This window comes from Pseudoalteromonas sp. SG43-6 (assembly GCF_014164365.1).
GTDB classification, from domain to species: Bacteria; Pseudomonadota; Gammaproteobacteria; order Enterobacterales; family Alteromonadaceae; genus Pseudoalteromonas; species Pseudoalteromonas rhizosphaerae.
Window position 1 is genome coordinate 118,123 of sequence record NZ_JACJEZ010000008.1, and the last position, 9,139, is coordinate 127,261.

Annotated in this window: 1 protein-coding gene; it reads left to right on the forward strand. The window is 46.4% G+C overall.

Features of this window, described 5'->3' with window-relative positions; all coding sequences use genetic code 11:
* Positions 1-2: 2 nt before the first annotated feature.
* Positions 3-9,139: Ig-like domain-containing protein (locus H5201_RS05480; RefSeq protein WP_259399656.1), on the forward strand; the 9,137-nt coding region annotated here is incomplete at its 3' end.

The following is a 9,139-nucleotide window of genomic DNA, read 5'->3' on the forward strand; positions in this document are numbered from 1 at the left end:
TCATGGAACGTTTAAGCTTAAATAAAACTTTTTTAGGGGTTGCGATTTCTGCAGTAATAGCTAGCGGGGCTTACGCAGAAACAGTAAATGAAGCTGTAGATTTAAAACAATTTTCAAAAAAGTTAGCGCTAGAAACTGAAGATGAAATAGTTGGTATAGAGTCAAAAAGCCCATTTTCGACATTTAGTCGAGGGCAAAAAGCCCAATCACACTTAGTAAACCCAGATATAAATAATACATTAAGCTTTTTAAAAGAGCAGGGATTACTTGAAACGAATGAACAAAAAGTAAGTATTGTTAAGGGCGATAATACACAAGTAAAAAGTGATTTACTAATAAGAAAGGTGTTTGCAAGTGCAAACTGCACCCTACCAGGCGGGGCGTGCACCACTGTAAGCTCTTCTAGCTGTACTTTGAGAGGTGGTAGTGTTGGCGCTTGTGGGTCATCGCCAGAAATAGATGTTGAAGAAAGTGGATCGACAACTGTAAGCGAAGACTTTGGCAGTGTTGCAGCGGATGGTGTAGCAACTACAACAAAAACCTTTACGGTAAAAAATGAAGGCACTGGTAATTTAACGACTACGGCTGTTTCTATAACAAGTGGAAGTAGCGACTTTTCAATTACAGGCGGTACATGTGCTACGAATGGTCAAACATTAAGCTCAGGTATGCAATGTACGATACTTGTAACTGTACAAACGACAACAGTTGGTGGGATATCAGGTAATTTAAGAATTAGCAACACTGATGCAAATGAGAGTATGTATAATGTGTCTTTGAGTGCCACAGGTACTTCTACAAATTCAGCGCCTGTTGTTGATTTAAATGGTGGGATTCCAGGTACAGGGAGTTCAGTGTCATTTACCGAAGGTAGTGGTGCTGTAAATATTGCGCCCGATGCTAGTGCAGAGGATAGTGATGGCGATACAATAACAACAATAACCGTTGCATTAACCAACGATCAAAATGGCGCCTCAGAAGGCCTGAACGTAACAGCTGCGGCGCAAAACGCACTCACGGGTGGGTCTGCGGCGGATATTATACTTCAAGACACAATTTCTATCACAGGGGCAACCGTAACGGCCGCTGAAGTGGCTACCTTTTTGCAGAATATCACTTACGATAATACTTCAAATACGCCCGATGAAACTGCTAGAACGGTGACAGTGGTAATTAATGATGGCACTGTAAATAGTGTAAGTCGTACAGCGACAATTTCGGTTGCTAATATTACTTCAGCGAGTTCTGCCGCTGCTGGATTTAGTACCTTAAACGGTATAAATTTAAGCCCAGCAATTACATTTAGTGACGATAATGAAACATTAAATATTAACAATGCAGCGCATATTACAGGGTCAACGGCTGATGGCGGCGGCGGTACCGATACAATCAGTGTTGTTACCGGGAGCGACTTAACTGGGTTCACAAGCTTAACGGGTTTTGAAACCTTAACGCCCTATAACAATGGTTCATTGACATTAAGTGAAACGCAGCATGACAGTTTCACTACTATAAATGGTACAGGTACAAATCAATTTACTATCGCTAGTGCCGATGGCGATCAAACGCTAACGGGTGATGCGGATATTGAAACTTATGTGCTTGGCGCTGCAATGATCTTTACGCTTGGTAGCGCAGCGCAAAATGTAACTGGCAGCAGCGCAGATGATACCGTTAATATTAATGCCTTCACGGTAACAGGTACATTGAACGGCGCTGCGGGTACCGATATATTGCAGGCTGGCACTGGTGCTGATCTTAGTGGTGCAACAATATCTGCCTTTGAATCATTAACACTTGCCAGTGGTGCGAGTGTATTGATGACTGAGGCACAGCACGATAGTTTTACAACGTTTACAGCACCAGGCACAGAAACGATAACTATTAGCTCAGCAACGGATGGACTAACAGGCAACAGTGCGATTGAAACGTATGTTTTATCTGCACCAAATGCATTCACCCTTGGCGCTGCAGGGCAAAATTTTACTGGTAGCACCGGCGACGATACTCTCAATATTGGCTCAGTTAGCGCAATCGGTATTTTAGCGGGCAACACCGGCACTGATACGTTATCTATTGGTAGTGGTGGCAGTATTTCTGGCGCCACAATTAGCGGCTTTGAAAACTTGACGGTAGCAAGTGGCGGTTCAGCAAGTATTGCTGCATCACAGCTAGCATTGTTCTCAGGCACTGTATCAGGCAGTGGTAATGAGACGCTAGATATTTTAGGTGATGGTAATTTCGCTACAGTATCAGCAATTGAAAGCTACACATTAAATGACGATAGCACGAACGCGCGTACAGTATCTATTAGTGCCGCGGGGCACTCAGTAACAGCTAGCTCCGTAACTGATGCCATTACGTTTGATATTGGCGCACTAGCTTATACGGGAACAATTACCGGCGAAAATAGTGTTGCTGATACATTGTCTATGAGTAGCGGCGCAAACATTAGTAATGCCACGATTAGTAATGTGACTAATTTAACACTCGCTTCGGGTGCGTCAGTATCGATGACGGCCAGCCAGCATAGTAGTTTTACGGGCACCATAACAGCGCCTGGTTCAGAAACGATTACTATCACCGGTGATGGTGATTTCACAACCTTAACTGGTATTGAAAGCTACGATGCAGCTGATGACAGTACAAACACCAGAACAATCACCGTATCAACAGGGACCACTAATGTTACGGCTGGTTCGTCAACCGACGCCATAATTTTTGCAATTGGTAACAGTGCATACACGGGCACGTTAATTGGCGAAAATAGTGTTGCCGACCAAGTACAAGTAACTGATGGTGCAGACATTAGCGGCGGTGGATTTTTAAATATAGGCACTCTTTCGTTAGCTAGTGGCGCAACAGTGGCTATTGATGCCGCTAATATTGGTAATTTTAGCACTGCTATAACGGGTAGTGCGGGTACTGAAACACTGAAACTTATGGATGGTGGGGCGTTTGATTTTACCAGTACCTCAGTGTCTGCTGTTGAAGGCGTGGCAATAGGAACTGACAATAATGCCACAGTAACCTTAACTGACAACTTTAATGCCAATGGTCAAGCAGTATCAGTGTCAAATGCGAGTGGCGGTGAAATTACAGCAGCCCTATCAATAAATGCTTCAGCCTTTGCCAGTGACATGTTGACGATTACAGCCAGCAATTTCAATGGCGATGATACTATTGTTGGCGGTAGCGGCGCAGATACCATCCGCCCTGGCGGTGGTACTGATTCGATGACGGGCAATGCAGGTAACGATAATTTTGTCGGCAGTGCATCACAATTATCAGGGGATACCATCACCGATCTAGCCGTAGGTGATACCTTAACGATTACTGGCGTGACAGGGCTTTCAAGTGCAAATGTGCGATTTAATGGCACGAGTACATTAGAAGTTGATACAGATGCCACCGATTTTAATATTTCTGAGCTTACGCTCTCATTAAGTAATTCACCAGGCTCAAGTTTAGCTTTTAGCGTTGCTGAAAGTGGTAGCGATACCATAATAACTTTTGTTGAGCCAAATAGCGCCCCCGTATTTAGTAGTTTGAATGGCGGTGCAACCTTCATTGAAAATGGCTCTGCAATTGTTATCGACTCTGATGTGACTATCGCTGATACTGAGCTCGATGCCCTTAATGGCGCAATTGGTAATTATAATAATGCCAGTTTAACTATTAGTCGAAACGGTGGGGCAAGTACTGAAGATGTTTTTGCGAACAATAACTTATTGGGCGCGCTAATTGAGGGCAATACGTTTACTTATAATTCGACCACAGTCGGAACGGTAACGACTAACTCCTCAGGTACCTTGGTACTGACCTTTAATGCTAATGCTACATCTGCAATTGTTGACTCAGTTTTACAAAGCATTACCTATCAAAATAGTTCCGAATCTCCATCATCATCAGTGACTTTGGATTATGTCTTTAATGATGGGATAGCAAACAGCGCGGGTACAAATCAAGCGATAGTGAATATTACTGGGCAAAATGATGCCCCAACGGATATTTCACTTTCATCGGCAAGTATAAATCAATCATCAACTGGACCTGGTGCTAATATAGGGGCGCTCACTACCTCAGATGTAGATACCACCGACAGTCATAGTTATACGTTTGTAAGCTCAGGCGCAAGTGTAAACGGTACATGTAGCGCTGACACAAACAATAGCAGTTTTCAGATTAGTGGCACCTTAATTCAGACGCAAGCTGCACTTAGTGCAGGAAGTTACATTGTGTGCGTACAAAGTAACGATGCAACAACAACTTTTCAAAAAACGTTTACTATAACGGTAAATGATAATGTTGCGCCAAGTGCGCCATCTACCCCTGATTTAAATGCGGCTGCTGATTCAGGGTTATCTACTACGGATAATATTACCAACGATACCACGCCAACATTTAGTGGCACTGCTGAGAGTGGTTCAACAGTTAGTCTTTACAGCGACCAAGTTGGTGCTGGAGCAACTGTAATCGGGTCTGGCATAGCGACCGATGGCAATTGGCAAATTACCACTAGCACTTTAACTGCCGGTTTAGACCATGCTATTTCAGCAAAAGCAACAGACTCAGCAAGTAATGTAAGTAGTAGCTCAAGCGCACTTACAGTGACAATTGACACAACCGCGCCGAGCGCACCGAGCGCAGCCGATCTAACTGCAGCCAGTGATAGTGGTTCTTCGAGTACAGATAATATAACCAATAATACAACACCCACTTTTACAGGTACAGGCACCACAGGCGACACTATTACTCTTATTTCAAGTGTTGATGGCTCAATAGGCAGTACTGTTGTTAGTGGTGGGGTGTGGAGTATCACCGTAGGCTCAGCAATGACGAGTGGCTCGCATACTATTGTGGCACGCGCGACGGACTCTGCTGGTAATATTACCAATGGAACGAGTACTACAATAACCATTGATACTAACGTGAGTGCACCGAGTATTACCACCCCGATTGAAGTAGATGGTCGGATCAATGCTGTGGAAGATGCGCATGTGCTTATACAAGGTAGCGGCGCTGACTCTGGCGCTACGGTTAATGTGACCATTAGCGATGGTTCGAATAACCAATCGCGTACTGTGACGGCTGATGGCTCTGGGGCATGGACTATCAGTGGTAGTGAGTTTGATGTCAGCAGCTTTAATGATGGCACGCTCACCGTCAGCGCCACACAAAGTGATGCGGCGGGTAACACCTCAACTGCAGCCAGCACCTCAGTGATTTTAGATAACGCAGCACCGAATGCCTTAACGATTGCCACCCCGATTGAGGTTGATGGCCGGATCAATGCTGTAGAAGATGGCAGTGTATTGATCACCGGCTCTGGCGCAGAAGCCAATGCCAGTGTCAGTGTAACTATCAGCGATGGCGCGAATAACTTATCACGTACCGTGACGGCCGATGGCTCTGGGGCATGGACTATCAGTGGTAGTGAGTTTGATGTCAGCAGCTTTAACGATGGCACGCTCACCGTCAGCGCCACACAAAGTGATGCGGCGGGTAACACCTCCAGTGCAACCAGCACCTCAGTGATTTTAGATAACGCAGCACCGAATGCCTTGACCATAACGACCCCGATTGAGGTTGATGGCCGGATCAATGCTGTAGAAGATGGCAGTATATTGATCACCGGCTCCGGGGCAGAAGCCAATGCCAGTGTAAGTGTGACCATCAGCGATGGCGCGAATAACTTATCACGGACTGTGACGGCCGATGGCTCTGGGGCATGGACTATCAGTGGTAGCGAGTTTGATGTCAGCAGCTTTAATAATGGCACGCTCACCGTCAGCGCCACACAAAGTGATGCGGCGGGTAACACCTCCAGTGCAGCCAGCACCTCAGTGATTTTAGATAACGCAGCACCGAATGCCTTGACGATAAGCACCCCGATTGAGGTTGATGGCCGGATCAATGCTGTAGAAGATGGCAGTGTATTGATCACCGGCTCTGGCGCAGAAGCCAATGCCAGTGTCAGTGTGACTATCAGCGATGGCGCGAATAACCAATCGCGCACCGTGACGGCCGATGGCGCAGGTACATGGACTATCAGTGGTAGTGAGTTTGATGTCAGCAGCTTTAATAATGGCACACTCACCGTCAGCGCCACACAAAGTGATGCGGCGGGTAACACCTCCAGCGCAGTCAGCACCTCGGTGGTTTTAGATAATACAGCACCGAATACCTTGACGATCGCCACCCCGATTGAGGGCGATGGCCGGATCAATGCCGTAGAAGATGGCAGTGTATTGATCACCGGCTCAGGGGCAGAAGCCAATGCCAGTGTCAGTGTGACCATCAGCGATGGCGCGAATAACTTATCGCACACCGTGACGGCCGATGGCTCTGGGGCATGGACTATCAGTGGTAGTGAGTTTGATGTCAGCAGCTTTAATAATGGCACACTCACCCTCAGCGCCACACAAAGTGATGCGGCGGGTAACACCTCCAGTGCAGCCAGCACCTCAGTGATTTTAGATAACGCAGCACCGAATGCCTTGACCATAACGACCCCTATTGAGGTTGATGGCCGGATCAATGCTGTAGAAGATGGCAGTGTATTGATCACCGGCTCCGGGGCAGAAGCCAATGCCAGTGTCAGTGTAACCATCAGCGATGGCGGGAATAACCAATCGCGCACTGTGACGGCCGATGGCTCTGGGGCATGGACTATCAGTGGTAGTGAGTTTGATGTCAGCAGCTTTAATAATGGCACGCTCACCGTCAGCGCCACACAATCTGATGCGGCGGGTAACACCTCCAGCGCAGTCAGCACCGCGGTGGTTTTAGATAATACAGCACCGAATGCCTTAACGATTGCCACCCCAATTGAGGTTGATGGCCGGATCAATGCTGTAGAAGATGGCAGTGTATTGATCACCGGCTCTGGCGCAGAAGCCAATGCCAGTGTCAGTGTGACTATCAGCGATGGCGCGAATAACTTATCACGTACCGTAACGGCTGATGGCTCTGGGGCATGGACTATCAGTGGTAGTGAGTTTGATGTCAGCAGCTTTAATAATGGCACCGTCACCGTCAGCGCCACACAAAGTGATGCGGCGGGTAACACCTCGACTACGGCAACCGCAGTAATTACGTTGGATAATCAAGCGCCAAATGCATTGACGATTACTACGCCAATTGAAGGCGACGGCAAAGTTAATGCTGTAGAAGATAACGATGTGCTAGTGCAAGGATCTGGCGCAGAGTCAGGTGCAACAGTTACAGTAAATGTTGATGGTATATCTAAAACTACCACAGCAGATTCAAGTGGTAATTGGACATTGTCGGGCAACGAGCTGGATATCAGTGCGCTGAATAATGGTACGCTGACTGTCTCGGCAACTCAGGCCGATAGCGCAGGTAATATCTCAATAGCTGCAACTACAACAATAACGTTGGATAACCAAGCACCAAACGCACCAACCTTTATTACGCCTATTGAGGGGGATGGTAAAGTTAACGCTGCGGAGGATAATGATGTATTAGTCCAAGGCGGGGGAGCAGAGTCAGGTGCAACAGTCACTGTGAGTATCGCTGGGGTTACTAAAACGACTACCGCAGACTCAAGTGGTAATTGGACATTATTAGGTAATGAGCTGGATATCAGCGCTCTAAATAATGGCATATTGACAGTTTCGGCAACACAAACCGACGATGCGGGCAATATCTCAACGGCTGCATCAACTTCAATTACATTAGATAACATCGCACCAAATGCGGTGGCTATTACAACGCCGATTGCAGTAGATGGTATTGTAAATGCGGCTGAAGACAATGCTGTGTTGATCACAGGGTCAGGAGCAGAAGCTGGCGCAACAGTGACAGTGGGTATTAGCGGCGTAAATGCCACTGTGGTAGCTGATAGCAGCGGTAACTGGACACTTAACGGCAGTGAATTAGACATTAGCGCTCTAAATAATGGCACATTAACAGTATCTGCAACGCAAACCGATAGCGCAGGAAATATTTCATCTGCAGCTACAACCACTATAACCTTAGATAATGTTGCGCCAAATGCATTGGCTATTACAACGCCGATTGCTGTTGATGGCATTGTTAATGCTGCTGAAGATAATGCGTTATTAATTGTAGGATCTGGGGCTGAATCAGGCGCTGCAGTTAAGGTTGATGTTGGCGGTGTAAATGCCACCGTGACTGCTGATAGCAACGGTAATTGGACTCTCAGTGGTAATGAGTTAGATATCAGTGCATTAAATAATGGCACATTAACGGTATCAGCAACGCAAACTGACAGCGCAGGTAATATTTCACCAGCGGCAACGACGACGATAACCTTGGATAACAGTGCACCGTCAGTTGTTACTATTAATACGCCAATCGAAGTCGATGGCATCGTTAACGCTAGTGAAGATGATAGTGTATTGATCACCGGCTCTGGGGCAGAATCAGGCGCTGCAGTTAATGTTGATATTGGCGGTGTAAATGCCACTGTGACAGCTGGTAGTGGTGGTAATTGGACGCTTAACGGCAATGAATTAGATATAAGTGCACTTAATAACGGCACTTTAACAGTATCGGTAACGCAAACTGACAGTGCAGGGAATACTTCACCAGCGGCGACCAGCTCTATTACTTTAGATAATACCAGCCCAACTGGGCATGCAGTTAGCGTTGATCAAAGCTTAATTAACGCAGATAACGAATCCGCAATGAGTGTTAGTTTTACTGGACTTGAAGGCAGTGGTTCGCTTAGTTATCAGGTTAGTGATGGCAGTAATGCTGTTACTGGTAACGCAACAATTAGTGCTGTTACGCAGCAAATTACAGGTATTGATGTTACAACATTGGCTGAGGGAGTGTTAACGTTCTCAGCAATAGTTACAGACACCGCAGGCAATGCCAGCGCAGCAGTAACTGCCACAGTAACTAAAAAATACAACGTCGTACCGGTGTTAAGTGGTTCACCAAGTACAACTACAGCTGAAGATGCAGCGTATAGTTTTATACCCACCCTTACAGACAGCGATACGCAAGATACCCATACCTTTAGCATCATTAATAAGCCAAGCTGGGCGAGCTTTGACACCAGCACGGGCGAATTAGCGGGCACGCCACAGAACGAGGATGTAGGCAGCTACGCGGCTATTACTATCAGTGTTAACGATGGCACAGA